Genomic DNA, 17,668 nt, shown 5'->3' with positions numbered 1-17,668 from the left:
CACTCGTAATCCCATAGGTAATCTCCTTAAGTACCTTCCTGTAGATCCCGAACTTGCACTAAGGTAACATTACTATTGTTTTTGTCAATCATTCATTCGATTGATTTCGCCAAGCCCTCTGGCGCTCTTATTTGCTTGTACTCTCTGAAACCACCGTTTAGTCCGAGTACGTCAGTGGCCTAGCGAGCCAGCGACTCGACGTTCCCCGAATCCAGAGACTTCTCGGTAAGATACGGCCATGGGTAGCCTCCTGAAGGGAATCTGTGTCGTCGCAGCGTCTGCACTGCTCCTTGCTGGCATGTATGCCTTCGCCCATGATTGTCTTATGCTGGTGGGCTTAGCTAAACCATTAGGCGATGGTCCAGGCAGCCTCATCGCAGGACCAATCTACATGGGGATCGGCGGTTGGCTGGTTTGGAAGGCCATTCGAATGACCCCTCGCCACCGAGTGAAGTAGCTCTCTAAGTGGAGACCCCGGCTTGTTACTCCTGAAACGGACGTTATCACCGGGTACGGGCCTGCGCTGCCCGGATCGGAGAGCTGGTCCTTGCCGTAGCCCGACTTTGCAGGCGGTCATTAGAATGTCGTCATGCGCCCAGCTCTCAACAGCCTTTTTGTACTTCTCTTCGCTTTGCCGTTGTCAGGTCAAACTGGCCCAACTGTTGCAGTGCCAATTCTGCAAGACGCTGCGATGCCAAAGTACCCTCCCATAGCAAGGGCTGCACATGTAACTGGTCAAGTGACGATTCGAGCGACCGTCGAACACGGTCTGGTGGTCAGAACCGAGATTCTGTCTCAACCTAACGCTACACAGGGACAGAGGCTTTTAGAGACGCCGACCGTCGAGAATCTGGAGACGTGGCGCTTCTCGACCCAAACGGCCGGCGCGTTCACTGTCACCTACACCTATGCCATTTCCGGGGGGGTAGTCAATGAACCAGCGAATCCCAGGATTGTGATGCTTCCTTCCCTGGACGTCGAGATCACAGCTCGACCCTTAAGCTTAGCGACGAAATACTAAACGCCATGGGCGTGGTCGCGAACAAAGTTTCCTTCGTTTTTGTGAATGATAATGTGCGTTGTCATGCGTGAAAAGGGAGAGATGGACAAACTGTTCCCTTATCCGAAGCTTGTTGCGCACGCTTGCGGAGCGGCACTGATAACGGCCGACCGAGCACCCAGGACGAAATTCGTCACATTAATATCCACGTTACACCCAAGGCGAAGGGAAGATATATTGTTACAGTGGTGCGGTTCAAGCCAAAGAGAATTCGTTATGACACCTCAGATGCACGTAGAGTTGCAGGTTTTATGTGGACGCTTTTACGCGGAAGGAATTTCCGATGAGGAGTGGGGGCTATTGCAAGTTCACATGGCGTTTTGCAACCACTGCCACGGCACTTTCGTTCAACTTCAGCGTGCAATAAGTATGGCGAACAAATCCGAAATAGAACCGCAAGGCATTCTAGAGTCAACATAGTGGCGAGACCCTGCATGCAGCGTTCGAAGATGTTCGCCGCTGTGCGTGAGCTAGCTCAGGAAGCACAATAGAGCACGAGATGTTGCGAGATTAGGTGACAGAGATTTCTCGTCTTTCATCACCCCTCATCATTGTTGCTGGTCATGATTCGAGCGGCTTACTCTTGCGTCGAGAGGCGTTCTCGCCGGCCTAAAACGCCCCTCATTCGCAAGCTAAGCCAACAATGAGGCCGGAACCACGATGGGATCTGCGGGAATGAGGGTAGCAACGGATACGTGCGGCCAAGTCAGGGTGTTGAAGTTCAGAAAGACGGTTTGGCTGTATTGAATCTGAGTGAAAGGCACAACAATCGCTTTCGGATCGGTTATGTCACTGGTTGGGGTTACCGTGAAGACTGGCCTTAGACTGCTGCCGGCACGGGGGGCTGCTTGAATGGTGATCGGTAAGCCGTTGGCTTGGCAGACAGGGACGACAATCGTCTCAAGCACGGTCTCGATCCAAAAAACTGCCGTCATCTTAAAGGTTTGGGCATTTGGTTTTTGTGGTGGGCTGCTGTTGTCACCGGTGAGGAATGCAATCTCGGCCGTACCGCCGGCGAAACCTGGATCTTTGGTGGTTGGAGGCGCAGGCGGAGTCGTCGGGTCGGGCGGCGGAGTCGGCAGCGTACCCGCAGAGTCGGTCGTAATGATAAGCGTCACAAAGTCCTGGACATTTTGCGACGCAATTTCATTCATGAGGACAACATTGGGGTTGTCGAGGATCTCCTGTGTGATGGTTTTTGCGTTGACAAACGAGGTAAGGTCCTGCGGAATCCTTGCTGTCGCCTCATTCGCAACATCTTGACTCGGGAAATTGTGAGTTCCTGTGGGCGGCTGCGCGCCGCCAATCGGAAACGGATTAATGTTGACTTGTAAGGCTGGAAGGGTAAAGTCTGGCTTTCCGTTCGTCCTTCCAAGCGATATCCCTTGTGCATTGATGGTCACCCCGTGCGGTATGGATGCCATGCGTGAATAAGTCATCGTGCCCACCGCTGGTTGCGTCGTGGGCGGTACCGATAGCCACATGCCGGGTTCGAAGTGTATTCCAGTGGTTGGCAGCGAAGTCACGTCGTTCACCGATTGCACATACGGTACTGCGTTCAGGAAGATGTCGGGCTGGTCTCCCGAACCGCGATTCGGTACGTTCCCCAACGGAGGAGAAAAACTGAGTGTCTCGGTCGTCAGGTTCAGTTCGAGCACGTTATCGCCCGCGACCGGAATCGGCAGACAAGCTGGCGTCTTCGCGTTCTGCGGTCGAAAGATCGTATTGAAGCCCCGACCCGCGAAGTTCAACCCACGTGTTGGATCGACTGTATTCACGAAACCAATCAGATCGCCTAGCGGCTCACCTACGACATTGTTTTGCTCGCTAAGTGTCGTGCGTGTCGCAAGAAGGCCAGCAAGACCGGGATTGATGGAGATGATTCGTGCGGCAGCGGGGTCAATAAGTTGTTCGGTCTTCGGATCAACCTCGTCGTAATGAAAACCTACACCAAGGGATATGTTCGGATTGCTCATCGTGAACCTTTCTCCAGTTTTCGCGCCCTATGGGCAGTTGATGGATTGACACGCACCAAAGGATCTGGCGCCCTGCGCATTTTGCGGGCCGCCGATCGGCAGTGCAATAAGTTGCTTTGTAGTGTTGGCTGGCCCGGGAAGAACTACGCTGAATTGAACAAAGAGAGGCAGTCCCGTCGCCCCGCCACAGCGATCGATTTACACTGACAGGACCTAGGGCCAAGGAATAACGACGGCGTTCAGCTTAATTGTGGACTGAAGAGTGAAACGGCGATGGCGGGTAAAAACCTTTAGCGTTTTCGTTTTATTTCTGGTGAACTGGCAACCCTGATGGATGCGCCTCAAAGGGGGGCGAGACTCAAGGGGCTGATGCGCCCGCACTCGTTACCGCCCTTCGGTAAACGGTTCCTTACGAAAGATGGAACTGAAAAGCGGCAGGTGTAAGCATTTTTGATAGGACATAAACTATCCCTGTGCTGACGATCTCGAAGTCTCTCTCCGGCGGCCAGGCTAGGACGTATCACGCTCGCGAGTTCAAGTCCGAGCAGGCGAACTACTGGAGCAAGGACCAGCAGGGCCATAGTGAATGGCAGGGCAAGCTGGCCCAGCAGTGGGGCCTTGAGGGGCCGGTCGGGGCTGAACATTCGCCAGGCTGACCGAAGGCCAGCACCCAACGGCGGAAGAGCAGCTCGTCCGCCATCAACCAGCGAAGACCTACGAGAACCAGTTTGGAAGAGAAGTAACCTCGGTTGAGCACCGGGCGGGATGGGACGCAACCTTCTCAGCGCCGAAGTCGGTCTCATTGACGGCATTGTGTAGCTTTTGACATTGTGTGGCGCGTTCGCGGTGGGATTATTTGGCATAAGCTGCTCGCAGCAGCCCTCCCGCAGTTCTCGTCAGATGACGATTGTGGCCGTTTCATCAACGTTTTCTGCTTGATCGCTCCCAGCGAAAGAACAAAGCCTTCTTTGATCCGTGCGGCCCGGGGGTATCCTGCGCCAAATAGCGGCAGAAGGCGTACGCCGTCGATCTTCCACCGCTGCAACCAGATCCTCAGCAAGATTGAAGATCTGAACAAGGCCTATAACGCTGAGTTTTAGGCAGGCCCCAACCTAGCGCCGCAAATAAATCCGATAGCGATGCGGCACAGCTACCTGCCTCACCCACCTCACTGCATCCGGAGGAATAACTTCCTTCTCCAACACATATTGATCCCGAATCATGTCGGCCAGCGCCGGCCAGCGCTCCAGCTTCTTAAAGCCATCGGTCTCTGACGCACTACAACTCTGGTTGCTCACAACCATCACTGCCGGAGGCCGACGCGTAAGTTCCCGCCAAAAGCTTTCACGATACTCCCTCACTACCGCGTTTGTGTCTGGCCCGTACGCATAACAGTCATACAAAAAGCCCGTGGCCGGCACCAGTCTCATCCGATAGAGCGTCGTCGTACATCCGCTAGTAAAATCGATGCACTGCACCTTCCCATCCAGCCCCCCCAAACGAAGCAGATCCCTCTGTAACAAATTACTGAAGTCGTTTGGACTCGAACTCAACTCGTGCACTCGCACCAGACATTGCGGAGCCAGGACAAAGGCACCCAGCGCCACTCCTGCCATCGCCAACCCGCGAACTGTAGTGGTTGCATTTCTGTCACGAATTGCCTTGAAGAGAACCAGGCTCACCAGCAGAATCAGGAAAGCATTCATGGGATATCGGTGATACGAGAAAGCCTTGCGCTGGACCCAAAACGATACCGCCCCGCAAACCACGCCAATTAAAATCAAAGCCTCGTCCCGAGAAACGAATTCCATCCCACGACGCGGGCGCAAACAGATAATCGTTAGCATGGTTAACGACAAAGGAAGCAGTGTGGAAGGAATAAGATGCGACGCAAAATAAGTAGCCGGCAATCGGAACATGGCGTTGTGGTAAGGGATTAAGCCAGTCAAAATATTCCAGAATGCGGCCAGTGCATGAATTCTGTAAAGCGCCAAAGCGGCTGTCAGCGGCGCCACAAGCATTGCACCAGAACCGATAACAAAGAACTTCCAGCGCACCTTAGACGGGCCATTATCTTGAATCGCGATAAACGAAATCATCGCCAGCCAAAACAAAACTGACGTCGGCTTAACCGTTGTAGCAAACCCCGCAAGGAGCCCCCCCAAAGCCAGACAAAGAAAACTTCTTTTCCGCGCCGACCGAATCAAAAGAGCCGTCGACCATAAAAGAGCTGTAGCCATTAACAGGTCCCGCTGGCCTAATTCAGCGATTCCATCTCGCCCATGCAGGAGAAAAAACAATCCCCCCCCAAACAGCCCAGCCAGCCTGTCTACGGGCTTGGCAATCACCATCATCGCCCCAGTCGCGGCGCATGCCAAAAAAATGTCCCAGATCCGCCAAGCCATCGCGTTCGGGCCGAAGACATGCATCACCGCCCATTCCGTGCCATACGTGCCCGGCATATTTACATCGATGACGTCTCGGTAGGGAGCCATTCCACGGTCCATCAAAAACGCGATATAATGCATAAGCGATGCATCTCCCACGAGCGGCCAGTGTAACGACCATCCTGAAAAAAGCACCGCACAAATCAATACACCCAAAGCGCCGACCCAACGAATAGACCCAGTCACAGAAATCCTAGAGTTCCAAGTTCCACATCGATTACCCAAAGTCAAGTTAGTATCCCCTGTCACCAACAGCAAGATTTCGATAGAGGGCTTTGCAAAATTACTATCGAAAAGAGGCTTAGCGTTGGCTTAGGAAGCCAAACCTAAATCCATTATTTCTCATACTTTACGAGAAAGTCCAATGAAGGTGTTCCACCCACTCTGTACACGCTGCCATCAACATGGTCACCTACTCAGCGTCGGGCTTGCATTCCTTAGATGATTGCTAAGGGTGGACCATCTTGCGGGGAGAGAGCTGTCTTGTGGCGAGCTAGTGCAGGATGCCGCTGATGATCGCGGTGTAGAGCGAGGCTGTGCAGCGTTGCCGAGACTCTCCAATCGCAAGAGAAGTGCGGGCCTGGCGGTAGTCGAGGAATTCGTAAAGCCGCCGCTGACGATCGAGCAGTCGGCGGGAACTTCGCGGTGATCTCCTCGTGGGCGGTCTGCGATAGCGCAAACGGCAGCAGTCGGAGTTGGACTTCGCATGTCATCTCAAGGTCGCGCCCATCAAAGGGCTGACAAGTGGCCTGATCTTATTCCCAGGCGCAATGGGGCTTCTAATCGGTTGCTGGCCTACGAGAAGCAGTCAGAACGGAATGCAGAAGCACATAAACTGGATTGAGCAATACGGCGGCCTACAGCAATCCGTGCCGACTACGCAGCGGTCGATTGTCAACGCGGCTCCGAAAGGCAGGCCGAAGTGAGTGGCTTTAGCTTACGATGTAAGAGTAGCCTCTGGCATTGACGCTTGCAAATACGAGGAGCTGCGAAACGCAGGCAAGCCACGTCGCGGACCCACAGGTATGAGAGCCTCGGCGGAATGTAGGAATACTAGCTCAGACTGGATAAAAGTGGTTTCTATAATATCGCCCAGGGTTTCCGCAGCGTTTAGTTTCCGCTTTATGTGCAGCGTTGCGCTCGTTTTGAGCGTATTGGTTGCTATCTTTACAAGTAGGCATTGGCCCCTAGTGGGCGACGCCTCTCTTATGCACTACGTCGTGTTTCTCCAAAAGCAGGGTTTGATTCCCTATAGGGACATCGTTGATATCAATCTGCCTGGTACCTACCTATTCGAAGAGGTAGCGATGCGTTCTTTTGGAGCAGGTGCCTTCGGATGGAGGCTGTACGATTGTTTCTTGCTGGTCTCGGTCCTTGGATCAGCCATGGTGCTCGCTGGAAAGCGGAACTTGTTCGCGGGCATTTTTAGTGCGCTAATCTTCGTACTTGTTCATCTGCAGGATGGCATTGCACAGGGAGGACAGCGCGATCTGCTGATGACGGCACTTCTCTTATGGGCGTATGTTGCTCTTTTCCAAGTGCAGCGCGCGAAGAGGGCAGTATGGATGGCGCTGCTCTACGGGCTACTCATAGGAGCAACCGCCACCATCAAACCAGTCCTGCTTCCGCTTGGCCTGGTTCTTCTCCTTGCTTTGGGTTGGATAGCTCATCGGAGAGGGTTACGAGTTTGGAGCTTGCTCAGCGCAGGAGCCATCGGCATCATCATCCCCGTGGGAGCCGTGCTCCTATGGTTGAAGTGGATCGGCGCTTTCCAGAGTTTCCTGAGTATCCTTACTGGTCTTCTGCCGCTTCACGCCCAGATGGGAAGGAAAACGCTATCGTTCCTGCTGTCGCATGCTCTTTCCCCGGTTGCGTTACTCGCTGCACTTTGGCTGGTCCTTCAAGTCCTCGAAAGGCGGAAGATTTCTGCTGAAAAAGCCGAACTTATGATAGGCATAGTCGGTACGGCCGTGGCATATATAGCTCAGGGAAAAGGATATCCATACCAGCGCTACCCTTTACTTGCGATTCTTCTGGTGCTGATTGGCATGGATCTCAATCGTGCGCTTGATATCAAAGGAGCCATCGGAAGATTTGCAATGGCAACTTGCATTTTAAGTAGTTTCGTTTTTGCCCCTCGGTATGCCTGGTTGACGACCACCTTCTCGAATACAACACCTTTTCAAGATGCACTTTCTGAACGTCTCCTTGGGCTGGATTCACCTACGGAACTGTCAGGTCACGTACAGTGTCTCGATACGTTTGGAGGTTGTATCAACAGCCTCTATGACCTCCAGATTCGTCAGAGTACAGGTTTTATTTATGACTGCTACCTGTTCTCCAGCGAATCGACAGAAAGAGAACGCTACCGCACAAAATTCTGGAATTCATACCAACTGGCTAAGCCACGCGTCGTTGTGGAGACAAATCAATTTTGTTTTGGGGACGCAAGAGGATTTGACAAATTAGCAACCTGGCCGCTTCTGGACGAAGATATCCGCCAAAAGTATGAAATGAAATCTGCATGGAGGTCACAGGTCCTCCAGCATTGGTGGAGCCGAAGAGAAGAGCCGTCAGAATTCAAACTCTATGTGCGAAAGCCCGGTGTTTTGTAGACACATAGTTATTCTTTACCCCCTCTTCCTCCGTTCAGCGAAGAAATCAGCTCTTCTTTAGAGTCAAGTTGTCCCTGCGTTTCGATCTCGAGGCCATCCGGTCGCTTCAAGCCCCGACGTCATTGCGGGATAAACCCTTCAACACTAATTGCCCGTGTCTGACTACTTAAGGAACAACAGTTATCCTCCTAAGATCTCGCCACTCAATCGACTTCTTATGAACTGTGATCTCAGGCATATACCGTCACCTCGAAATCGGTCGCGTTTCGGCGACTTCGTAATCAGTGCTGGATTCCGGAGTCACTATCGTCCGCTGCGAGATGTGTAACAATCGAATAGGGACCATTTCCATGCTCCTGGCTTCGTAGTGTTTACGCTGCGTCTGCTTAAAGCAAATTAGCGGTTAGTAGTTATACAGACCGCACGTTAAGGTCACGATCTTGCTGCGTGACCAATCGAGTTCCGATGGTGCAGCAGCCAAAAGGATTAGCAAATCGTTAATTTATTGCTTTCTTTGTTGAAGAAATACCCTCCCCTCTACGTTTCTCTGGCATGCAGCGTGGCCCTTGTCACTCAACTAGCTTTTGCGCAGAGGATGATCCGGGTCCCGGGAGACACGCCGAGCATTCAGGGGGGGATAGATGCTGCGGAAGACGGGGATACGGTCCTCGTTGAGGCCGGAGTCTATAGTGAGCGCATCGATTTCCATGGCAAGAAAATCACCGTAAGGGGCTCGAGCGCGGTCGATGTGATTCTGGATGGCGGCGCTAACGGACCGGTCGTAACCTTCGCCTCCGGGGAGGGACGGTCATCCGTTCTTGCAAATCTCACCATCCAGAATGGACGTGCATTCGATCGCGGGACTGTCGCAGCCATCAATGGCAGCGCGGGGGGGATTTATATCTTTCAGGCGTCTCCGTCCCTAAAGGATCTGATAGTGCAGAAAAATTTGCAATGCGGCCTTGGAGTGTTCAGCGGGGCACCCCGCGTAGAAGGAAGTCTCATCCAAGGCAATAATGCACCATTTGAATTTGCTTGCATGATTGTTTCGGCAGAGACATCGCCAGGTCGAGGCGAATCGCAGGGTGGCGGAGGAATCTTTCTTTATAATAAGTCGCCTGACGGGCTGTATGCCGAGATTGTTGGGAACCGCATCGAAGGGAACTCCTCTTTCTTGCGGGCCGGAGGAATCTTTGCGATCAGCGCGGGAAACCTACTGATCGCGAACAACGTCGTCGCGAACAATCAGTCAGGTGATACCGGTGCAGGAATCATGACAACTGATGCGACCACGCCGGAGATCACGCAAAATCTGGTTTTTGGAAACTCCACAGATCAAACAGTCAATTTTGGAAGCCCACTTGCTCCCGGGATTGATATTCGCGAAGCTTTTGGCAGCTCTTCAAGCATCATCGCTGAAAATACCATTTATCAGAATAAGGCCATTTCTCAGCCGGTCTTTGAAGTCCGATACGGATCGCAACTTTACGTAGGGTTCTCTGATGCTCCAGTCATAGTTAGCAACAACGTCTTTAGCGGCTCTGACATATACCCCCCCATCGCGTGCGTGCCCGGAATCAAGAGTAATGAGCTAGTTCGGGCCAGGTTCGATCACAATGATGTTTTCAACCCATCAAATCCTTCCGTCGCCTATACGAGCGCCTGCGGAAGCCAACCTGGGCTCGATGGCAATATATCCTCAGATCCACAGTTTCTATCAACCCTCCCGATTGATCAAAACGCCTTTCAACTCGCTCAGGACTCGCCAGCCGTCGATAGCGGAAATAATGCGCAGGTCTACGCGACTTCCGATCTCTTGGGAAATCCTCGCGTCCAGGATGCAACGGGATTGGGCCATGCACAGGTTGATATGGGCGCATACGAGCGGGCGGGTGTCGTTGGGTCGATTCCGCCACAACCCCCGCCAGCAAGCGGACCCGACTTCACGATCGTGGCAGATCCTGCAAGTCTATCCCTGCAAAGATGGCATCACGCTGAGGTTCAGATAGTTGCCAGCGCGACCGTCGGGACGCCGGGGAACATCGTTCTTTCATGTGCGAACCTGCCATCGGACGCAAGCTGTACATTCAGGACTACCTCGATTTCACTCGGGAGCGGTGCTACTGCCAAAACAAGCTTTTCTCTCGATACGAGCACTCTCCTACTTTTTGCGAATGAAAAGCAGAAGCCTACATCTGGAATCTGGTTTTGCTTACTTGCCGGAGGGCCGATTCTCTGGTGTATTCGACGGCGGATTGTAAAAATACGCTCGCTGCGACTTGTCGCCGCCTATCATTTTGTTGCAGCGACTTTGTTCATGCTTACAGGTCTCACCGGTTGTTCAGGAAAATATCCAGACGCGACACCGGTCGGCACTTACAGATTCCAGCTTGTGGCAACAGACGCTTCTCTTGGCATCACAAGACGGGCAGATATAACTCTGTTGGTCGTGCCATAAAGTCATTCCGGCGTACAGCAAACATCCGTCATGGCATGACCCAGTTATTTGATGATGCTAGGTACCAGTTCCGTTGGGTTGGTTGGGACAGTGATTTCTACGCCAGCATACTGATCCTGGATGCCGATTCGAAGCTGATGCGACTCCTCAAGCTTCGGCGTGTCGCCGAGATACAAGGGCACGGACCGGCGATCGGGATAGTCGACGCGTACCCCGTATACGCCCGAGGGAAGCCCGGAAATTGTGAACCGTCCCTGATCATCGGAGATTGCCGCTCCAAGACCGCTTGGGGAGGTCAAGCCGTTCTGGCTAAATAGAGCCTGCACAAGGAAACCCTCCGCCGGCCCGCCATCGTCATACCTCACCACACCGGAGATCACGCTTCCCCGTTCCAATACGACGCTTGTGAAAGTGGTTCGCCCCGCCAACACCTGAACATGAGGAATAGAAAACCCGTCGAGCGTTTTGGTCGAAAGAGGATCATGCGCGGCGCCCGCCAACAACGAACTCAGGTATAGCTCTGTCATCGAGAGGTATCCCGGATAAACACCGAACACGAGATATTCCCCAGCCGGAACGTTTGGGATCTGAAATTTGCCGTCGATGCTAGCGTCCGCTCTTACGGTCTGTTTTCCGTCGAGGCTCACAATACTGACTGAAGCGAAACGCGCCATCCTGTGATTATCGGAACACGTGATCCAACCCTCGACCGTTCCACCGTTGGGTGGATGGACCTGGGATGACAGCTGATCGATGCTGAGTGCGAAAACCAATAACGAAGTAAAAAATGCTTTCATTGTTTTGTCGAAAGTCTTGTGCGCCCTCCGCAGAGGGCGCACAAAGATGGTCTAAGGGGTCGAGTGCAAAGCGTAGGTGACATAGCGGGTATCATGTGCCCTGTAAGCCACAGTTAACCCACTGTTGAAAAGTCCGAGGCCAGGTGTCGATCCGGTCAGGCGGTTCGTCAAGGTCTGCCCGCTCCAGTTAGTGCCGTCCGTCGACGCGTAGATGTCGACCGCATTGCTGTTGTCCCGGTCTACTGTAGCGAAAATCAATTCGTTGTTCCAAGCGAGCATTGAGAAGCCTCCGATGCTGCGGAAGCTGGTGCCGGAACCAGAAATCTGACCGCCACTGAGAAACCTACCGTTGGCGTCAAGTTTGTTGACAAAGATGGTAGTTCCACCACCATCGATCTTTTGAACCATGTAGAAAGTCCCGTGATAAAAAGCGAGGCCCGGCTGGGTCGGCGTTGTCATGTTGGCATCGTATGCCGAGCAGTGAGCCGCATCGATGGTTGAGGCGACACAATGAGTGGTATACGCTTCATTGATGATGGAGTTTCGGTTTGTTCCGGTAATCATGTAGATGTCGCCTGTCGACGAGTTATAGGCCATACCGGCGCTCGTATTGGAGATTCCGGGCAATGGATCCTGATAAACCTGCTGGAAATACATGTAGTAGTAGCTTCCCGGAATCTGCACTGCTTTGAGAACGGTCAGGACGTGCGTGTTTGCGGCAATGTAGGCAAGATAAAGGTCAGAGCCGACGACAAGGGATGCCACAGCAGCGGCTGAGTCCCCTGTTTGTGCATTCGTGTCCGCGTAAAAGTAGTTGGCATTCGGATCTTGGGCTCTCGAACCACCGGTAAAGTTGCTTCCGTCGCCTGAGTAGCCATAGGCCACGCGGCCCGTGGAGTCGACGTAGAACTCATAGAGGACATGAGCAAAGACGGTGGTGTGATAATCGATGAGCGACACGCCTCTAACTGGAGTCGCGGAATCGCTTTCCGTAGCGACTGCAGGAAAATTGGGAAAAACGGTCTGAGCGGTTGCGGGCTTGGCGACGCCGCAGAGGAGGAACGCTGCGGCCATGAAAGTTACCGATTGCTTGAGAAAAATATGAAAAACCGACACGGGTGTGCTGCTCGAACGCATGAAAGCTCCAATGGCATGATGCTCTAGGGTGTTGGGGAGTTTATACGCAAGATTGTTAGTCTATGGGTATGTAGGAGGAACAGTGTAAGTGTACTACTTGTAATTGCTGCGACTGTTAACACTCCTAAAAACTCTTCATTTTCATCGCAACGCGTGCGCTCTGGAGACAGAAGTTATATGTTCGAAAACCCTGCAACTCTCTACAGAACCGTTATGCCCGCACGCTTGGACATTTGACACCCATTCCCCCAGATTGCCCTTTGTGACAGCAATGTTGACACTGGTGGCGAAATCAGTGGGTGAGGAATTAACCCTGCTGCGGGAGGCGATTCTTTGCGTGCGAGGAGCGCCTCTCCGCTGGAAGATTCAACCATGTCCCTCAAACCTCAACAAGACTTCGGTGTTCCGGACGAGACGCGCCGCGTAGCATTGGCGGCGTTTCCGAAAGGGTGTGCCTGCCTTCGCATCGCCGATGCGCTGGGCGGCGTGTATAGGGACAAGCAATTTGCGGCTCTTAGTGCAAATGCTTACGATAAGTAGCTATTACCAGAAGTGGCTTAGACTGCCGACGAACGCTTCCGCCTAAATTATTAAACGCTCAGATCTAGATCCCAATCTTCTCCGCTTCACTGAGACTGATGTCATCGCTTCTTCTGTCATAGAGCCCAGTTGTCTTGGCATTCGAGTGCCCTGCCATGCGCTGCGCGACTTCGAGCGCGCCGCCGTTGGTGAGGTAGTCGGTGATTCCTGTGGCGCGGAAGGTATGGCACCCGATTGCAGTCTCCAGTTGAGCGTCGCTCGCCCGCCTCTGGACCATGTACCAGACATCGGTGCGAGAGAGAGGTCGGCTGGCAAGCTTGGCTGTCCATCCGATCGCCGCGCGAAAGAACCATGCCTTCGTGTCCTTGCGTATGCGGGCGGCTGCAAGATACATGCGTAACAAATCATCAATGCTTTATGTCGTAAGTCGGACGAAAAAGCAGCTCCGCCCTTCCATATGTGCGCACTATTGCGGATTGTGAGCGAACGCTAGCTGTAATAATCTCAGAATAGCCGGGATGAGGGAGCGCAACGAGAGACTTCCCTTGTGAGGTGAGTTTCATCACTCTATCTACATCGGGCTGATTCATATTTCTATTGAGATTAAGGAAACCTTTAAACCGGTAAAGCCACTGCTCCGGATCATCTTTCTGCATCGAACTCTGGTCGAACCAACTGACATACGAATCAATGGCACTAGTGGGGTTTATGTAGGTGGGTATGGTATCGAGCAAAATGTGGTAGAGCTGCCCCATGGAAATGAATAGACATTCTTTGCAGGGGTCGCCACGTGTTTCAAGTGCATCAAGAAGATGGATATACTCATCGACATCTTCGATACCTACAGTGAACCGACTTGCGGAGGCATCAGATCTTCGGCCCATCTCCGCATCATGTGCAATAAACAACACATGGAAAGGCTGTCTGAATTGTTGGTAATATGGCAGATCGCCTTCCTCGCCACCCGAGGGTCCGGTACGGCCAATAAGGTCGTTTTCGGAAAGTATGGAGAGGGGCGGTGACAGGTAGTGCCTAAACGCGCCGTTGAATGCAGACGCTTCTTGCCGACGATCAGTTGGAGCAAAGCGGCAGCGAGAGTTTGAGAGGCTCGCCAAGAGGAATGATCGGAAAGCGTTCACTAGAGGAAGAGGAGATGTTCCTGCTTCTTCAGCTCTTTTAGCAACGGCGGCAACCACCTTCGTGAGTTGTCCCGCGGCATCTAGTCCTCCAATCTCCCGATCCCCGGAGCGGATAGTCGAAATACCCTGGCTATAGGCGGCAAGCAATTCTAGAAGCACTGGCTCGGAGATGGGCAAGCTGAGTATCATCCGACCGGCAGCTTCAATCTCGGAAGCGTTATGAAGGTTGCGTACTGCATTAACCTGGAGTGACCTCAGACGATTCCGGGAGTCACGACGTGTAGGTGGATCAGATAAGGCCCCGAGAAGATCAAAGTAGGGATTGGCCGTTTCAATAACAAAGTCCGTGCAGCGGGATTCTTTGGGTTCAACTCGAATCTCTTCAGCGAGCCTAAGAGCGTGGGGATAGTCTTTGGCGATGAATATCCGTGCAATTCGAGTCTTGATGTCGAGCGAACTCAAACCTAATGAAGACGCCTGTGCTTGGGCCGCCGATAAGGAATCTGAAGCAGGAACAGCATCGATAACCGGATATGCACGAGTCGCAGTTCCCGCAGTATTGAAAATTGGGTCGAACCATTCGTGGAGCGTCCGCGCGTCGAGATCGTTAACGCGGGTAGCTGCGTAGAAAGTGATGTCTGCACGATATTCAAGCGGTAGGCTTCTAACCTGATCCATTAGCGATCGGAACTCATAGTTGGATGGGGATAAAGCAGGGGCTGGACTCGACCCGAGTGGTTTTCCAGCCCCTAACAGCACAGTTAAAACTGAAAGCGCTAACAGTTTTAGGGGGAGCTTCATTTCTTATAAAGCCTCTTAAGTAACATGCAGCGGGCCTATCTACTTTGATATGCAGTCAGGGTTGACACATTTGCAGTCGGGACCACCCACATCTCTGCAGTGAAAAGATCCTTGATACTCACATTCGGTACTGCTACACCCCCCAGCGGGCAAAAATTGTTCGTGGTTAAGCGCGTAGACGGTTTTTGCTGATGTTGCTAGGGCTAGAAGGGCTACCGCAGTTATGGAAACTCTCGCAAAAAGACCAATGCTTACACTCATTGATATATTCCTTTCAGATGGTTAGAGTTTAGAAACGATCGCCTCGGCCTGCGGTTCTGACAGTGTTCCGATCCAAACACCATCAATATGTCCACCCTTGCCGATGATGAGAGTCGTAGGTGTGGTGGACAAGCTGTAAGCTCTTTTAGTTTCCTGATCTAAGCGGATCAGCTGCCTGCTCTTCGAATGATCGTACGCGTCGAGATACGCCATGTCGGCATCGCCGCTAAGATCCGCATACAGCACGTGCATGGCCTTCCCTGAATCGAGCACCTTCTGCCATCTAGGCCAATTCTGCTTACAGTATTGGCAATGTGGAGAAAATACGAGCAAAAGGGTCTTGTCGGAAGCCGAGCTGAACGTCACGAGGAGAGGCTTGCCATTCAAGTCAAACCCGGATAGATTCCGAAGACTTGATCCGACCTGTGGCCCTTGTAAGCTTTGAGTACTCTCGATGCGAGCGTTAAGCGCCTGGTTTTGCTGCATGAGTCTGTGGTTAGACCATACGAGGCTGAGAACACATCCGAGAAGAACGAGCAAAAGCGCTGATGAGGCGAATTTACGTAGAGCAATCACTGTATTACCTCCGGGGATCGATGGTTCTGTGCAAGCAACGAAGAAGGCAGCCCGTGAAGGCACCGTGGGCCGTGGCCAGGGAGTTCCATCTATTCATGGCTAGATATCTGTCGATGCCAACAGGCAGAGGTCTATTAGGAGGAGATTATGGGGAGGGGAGAGAGAAGGGAAAATCTGGGGAAGGGCAAACACGTCATAGCAGTACCTCATAGAGCTCTGGATAGGAAGTGAGTACAGCGGTGAATCAGAACGAACTAACGACGAGATATGTGGATGGTGCCGTACCACTGAGGAATGTGTCAAGCGGATTTAGATTAAAATCGTGAGCGTCGGGCACCGATGTACGCTTCACGGCTGTTACCGCATACCTTCTTGAAGCGCCCTAACCTCAAATTCCAATCTTCTCCACTTCGCTGAGACTGATGTCATCGCTTCTTCTGTCATAGAGCCCAGTTGTCTTGGCATTCGAGTGCCCTGCCATGCGCTGCGCGACTTCGAGCGCGCCCCCGTTGGTGAGGTAGTCGGTGATGCCCGTGGCCCGGAAGGTGTGACAACCGATCGCGGTCTCCAGTTGAGCGTCGTTCGCGCGCCTCTGGACCATGTACCAGACATCGGTGCGAGAGACAGGCCGACTGGAGAGCTTCCCCGTCCGTCCGATCGCTGAACGGAAGAGCCAGCCTTTCCCGTCCTGACGTATCCCTGCAGCAGCGAGGTACGCATCGAGGTAGGCCTCAAGCTTGTGGTGGCAGGGCATCTGGTGGACCTTGCCATTCTTCTCGCGGAGCCTAAGCCACCAACGCTTCTTCTGCGGGTAGTAGTCCTCAACCTTGAGGTCGACGACTGCCGAGACGCGAGCGAAGGTGAAGGTCATGACGGCGACCAGGGCGCGATCGCGCAGACGGACGACGGAGGTCTCGTCCATACTGTCGAGCAACTCGCGTGCTTCGGCTGAGGAGATGACCGGCGTGGCCCCCTTTGTGACCGAGTGCCGCGGCCCTCGAACGGAGTGAGCTGGGTTCGATGGAACGACCTGGCCGGTGACCAGCCAGTCGAAGAGCATTCTGAGACAGGCCAGATGCTGCTTGACGGTGGGAGCCGACCGCTCTCTGTGGAGGTCCTCGATGTAGCCGGCGACGTGCATCGGCTGAATCGCTCGCAGCTCGGAGATCCCTCGCGCCTCGCACCAGCTCAGGAAGAGTTCTGCGGCGCGGGTGTAGGCAGCACGGGTGTTGGCGTTACGGATGTGAACGGTGAAGAACTCAAGGAACCGCCGCGCGGCCCGCTCCCCTTCCCTGCCCACAAGTGCCGGTAGCAAGATCCTGAGATCATCGTTATTGTTAGAGACGAGTTGGCTGCCGGTTTCCATTTCAGCTTCTCCGCACGAGTTTGAAGGAACCGGTCGGTGAGAGAGCCTCGAAGCTATAGCGAGCTCTCCGAAATAGGACCTCGACCTCGGGAGCGTTCTTGAAGTGCTGGATCGTGTTCTCCGAAACCTCGACGAGCTTGCCGAAGAAGAATTCGGGCGACCCAAAGCTGGCGTAGGGGCCAAGGTCGGCCTCGGCCATCACGCAGGTCAGAGGGCTACGGAGCGAGTGACCCTCGCGGTCGGTCTCGATAAGGCTAGTGATGGAGAGGGGATATTCCACGAAACGAATGTAGCAGGCTGTGCTGTGGATTTACTACAACATAACGTCCTTTATGTTGTAGTAAAAGCGAGAGTTCCGAACCGTCCTATCACCAGAAAATCATCGGGATTGAGGACCATTATTAGCCGAATGGACCTTCGGATGGCGAGTCGACTAAAGTCCCAAGTTGTCATTGACGGCGATCTCTATGTCCTGTTCTGAACCGAGATAGCGCT

The 17,668-nt window shown here is 53.2% G+C and carries 12 protein-coding genes and 1 pseudogene; 4 read left to right on the top strand and 9 right to left on the bottom strand.

Annotated elements, in window-relative coordinates; translation table 11 throughout:
- Window positions 1-1,692: 1,692 nt before the first annotated feature.
- The gene (locus HDF16_RS28830) at window positions 1,693-3,036 is read right to left on the bottom strand and encodes a heme-binding protein (protein WP_184224220.1); all 1,344 of its coding nucleotides are present in this window, start codon (window positions 3,034-3,036) and stop codon (window positions 1,693-1,695) included.
- Window positions 3,037-3,509: 473 nt separating this feature from the next.
- On the opposite strand from HDF16_RS28830, the pseudogene HDF16_RS31735 reads away from it, so the two are divergent.
- Window positions 3,510-3,862 (top strand): annotated as a pseudogene (locus HDF16_RS31735) (relaxase domain-containing protein).
- 286 nt (window positions 3,863-4,148) lie between these two features.
- Here the strand turns inward: HDF16_RS31735 and HDF16_RS28820 are convergent.
- Complete coding sequence (locus HDF16_RS28820; RefSeq protein ID WP_184224218.1) at window positions 4,149-5,564, bottom strand: glycosyltransferase family 39 protein; 1,416 nt, start codon at window positions 5,562-5,564, stop codon at window positions 4,149-4,151.
- A 1,127-nt stretch (window positions 5,565-6,691) separates the two neighbouring features.
- Here HDF16_RS28820 and HDF16_RS28815 point away from each other — a divergent pair.
- On the top strand, window positions 6,692-8,098 hold the full coding sequence (locus HDF16_RS28815; protein ID WP_221313374.1) for a hypothetical protein: 1,407 nt from the start codon (window positions 6,692-6,694) through the stop codon (window positions 8,096-8,098).
- Between the two features lie 559 nt (window positions 8,099-8,657).
- Window positions 8,658-10,556, top strand: coding sequence for a right-handed parallel beta-helix repeat-containing protein (locus tag HDF16_RS28810; RefSeq protein ID WP_184224214.1), 1,899 nt, complete (start codon window positions 8,658-8,660; stop codon window positions 10,554-10,556).
- A 44-nt stretch (window positions 10,557-10,600) separates the two neighbouring features.
- On the opposite strand, the gene HDF16_RS28805 is transcribed toward HDF16_RS28810, so the two are convergent.
- Window positions 10,601-11,353, bottom strand: a complete 753-nt coding sequence (locus HDF16_RS28805; RefSeq protein WP_184224212.1) for a carboxypeptidase-like regulatory domain-containing protein — start codon at window positions 11,351-11,353, stop codon at window positions 10,601-10,603.
- Between the two features lie 51 nt (window positions 11,354-11,404).
- Window positions 11,405-12,490 carry a hypothetical protein gene (locus HDF16_RS28800; RefSeq protein WP_184224210.1) on the bottom strand — a complete coding sequence of 362 codons (1,086 nt, stop codon included), beginning with the start codon at window positions 12,488-12,490 and terminating at the stop codon, window positions 11,405-11,407.
- A 372-nt stretch (window positions 12,491-12,862) separates the two neighbouring features.
- Between HDF16_RS28800 and HDF16_RS28795 the strand changes: the two genes are divergently transcribed.
- Window positions 12,863-13,030, top strand: coding sequence for a hypothetical protein (locus HDF16_RS28795; protein WP_184224208.1), 168 nt, complete (start codon window positions 12,863-12,865; stop codon window positions 13,028-13,030).
- A 64-nt stretch (window positions 13,031-13,094) separates the two neighbouring features.
- On the opposite strand, the gene HDF16_RS28790 is transcribed toward HDF16_RS28795, so the two are convergent.
- From HDF16_RS28790 to HDF16_RS28770, 5 genes are all read right to left on the bottom strand, one after another.
- On the bottom strand, window positions 13,095-13,424 hold the full coding sequence (locus tag HDF16_RS28790; RefSeq protein WP_184224206.1) for a tyrosine-type recombinase/integrase: 330 nt from the start codon (window positions 13,422-13,424) through the stop codon (window positions 13,095-13,097).
- Window positions 13,425-13,437: 13 nt separating this feature from the next.
- The gene (locus HDF16_RS28785; protein WP_184224204.1) at window positions 13,438-14,847 is read right to left on the bottom strand and encodes a hypothetical protein; all 1,410 of its coding nucleotides are present in this window, start codon (window positions 14,845-14,847) and stop codon (window positions 13,438-13,440) included.
- 405 nt (window positions 14,848-15,252) lie between these two features.
- Window positions 15,253-15,717, bottom strand: coding sequence for a TlpA family protein disulfide reductase (locus HDF16_RS28780; RefSeq protein WP_184224202.1), 465 nt, complete (start codon window positions 15,715-15,717; stop codon window positions 15,253-15,255).
- A gap of 478 nt (window positions 15,718-16,195) precedes the next feature.
- The gene (locus HDF16_RS28775; RefSeq protein ID WP_184224200.1) at window positions 16,196-17,173 is read right to left on the bottom strand and encodes a tyrosine-type recombinase/integrase; all 978 of its coding nucleotides are present in this window, start codon (window positions 17,171-17,173) and stop codon (window positions 16,196-16,198) included.
- A gap of 1 nt (window position 17,174) precedes the next feature.
- Window positions 17,175-17,453 (bottom strand): hypothetical protein, encoded by a 279-nt coding sequence (locus tag HDF16_RS28770; RefSeq protein ID WP_184224198.1) that lies wholly within the window; start codon window positions 17,451-17,453, stop codon window positions 17,175-17,177.
- Between the last annotated feature and the right edge of the window lie 215 nt (window positions 17,454-17,668).

The organism is Granulicella aggregans (assembly GCF_014203275.1).
GTDB lineage: Bacteria > Acidobacteriota > Terriglobia > Terriglobales > Acidobacteriaceae > Edaphobacter.
This window is presented reverse-complemented; position numbering and strand designations above follow the sequence as displayed.

What these genes read in the sequence shown, in the direction of transcription:
- HDF16_RS28830 (WP_184224220.1), bottom strand. Translation starts at nt 3,036, where the DNA reads ATGAGCAATCCGAACATATCCCTTGGTGTAGGTTTTCATTACGACGAG.
- HDF16_RS28820 (WP_184224218.1), bottom strand. Translation starts at nt 5,564, where the DNA reads ATGCATTATATCGCGTTTTTGATGGACCGTGGAATGGCTCCCTACCGA.
- HDF16_RS28815 (WP_221313374.1), top strand. Translation starts at nt 6,692, where the DNA reads ATGCACTACGTCGTGTTTCTCCAAAAGCAGGGTTTGATTCCCTATAGG.
- HDF16_RS28805 (WP_184224212.1), bottom strand. Translation starts at nt 11,353, where the DNA reads ATGAAAGCATTTTTTACTTCGTTATTGGTTTTCGCACTCAGCATCGAT.
- HDF16_RS28800 (WP_184224210.1), bottom strand. Translation starts at nt 12,490, where the DNA reads ATGCGTTCGAGCAGCACACCCGTGTCGGTTTTTCATATTTTTCTCAAG.
- HDF16_RS28795 (WP_184224208.1), top strand. Translation starts at nt 12,863, where the DNA reads ATGTCCCTCAAACCTCAACAAGACTTCGGTGTTCCGGACGAGACGCGC.
- HDF16_RS28790 (WP_184224206.1), bottom strand. Translation starts at nt 13,424, where the DNA reads ATGTATCTTGCAGCCGCCCGCATACGCAAGGACACGAAGGCATGGTTC.
- HDF16_RS28785 (WP_184224204.1), bottom strand. Translation starts at nt 14,847, where the DNA reads ATGGATCAGGTTAGAAGCCTACCGCTTGAATATCGTGCAGACATCACT.
- HDF16_RS28780 (WP_184224202.1), bottom strand. Translation starts at nt 15,717, where the DNA reads ATGCAGCAAAACCAGGCGCTTAACGCTCGCATCGAGAGTACTCAAAGC.
- HDF16_RS28775 (WP_184224200.1), bottom strand. Translation starts at nt 17,173, where the DNA reads ATGGAAACCGGCAGCCAACTCGTCTCTAACAATAACGATGATCTCAGG.